Source organism: Pseudomonas sp. 51_B, from assembly GCF_017491595.1.
Taxonomy (GTDB): Bacteria; Pseudomonadota; Gammaproteobacteria; order Pseudomonadales; family Pseudomonadaceae; genus Aquipseudomonas; species Aquipseudomonas promysalinigenes.
In genome coordinates, this window is record NZ_JAFGYW010000560.1 from 1 (window position 1) to 246 (window position 246).

The following is a 246-nucleotide window of genomic DNA, read 5'->3' on the forward strand; positions in this document are numbered from 1 at the left end:
TCTGGAACACGAACGCCAAGGCCAGCATGCCCACAGCGGTGATTGCCCAGCCAATTAGAACCGCGCCGACGCCGGCACTGGCGGCCATGTTCTGCGGCAGCGAAAAGATCCCGCCACCAATCATCGAGCCGACCACAAGTGCAACTAATGCGCCTAGCTTTAGTTTTCCCGAAGAATCAGACATTTAACAACTCCTGCCAGGAGAAAGTTGACGACAGCATAAATCCGTCGCCGTGGCCTTGAACT

1 pseudogene is annotated in these 246 nt (G+C 55.7%); it reads right to left on the reverse strand.

Annotation, left to right across the window (positions count from 1 at the left end):
* A pseudogene (locus J5M56_RS26175) lies at positions 1–184 on the reverse strand (arginine-ornithine antiporter); the annotation flags it as partial.
* Positions 185–246 lie beyond the last annotated feature (62 nt).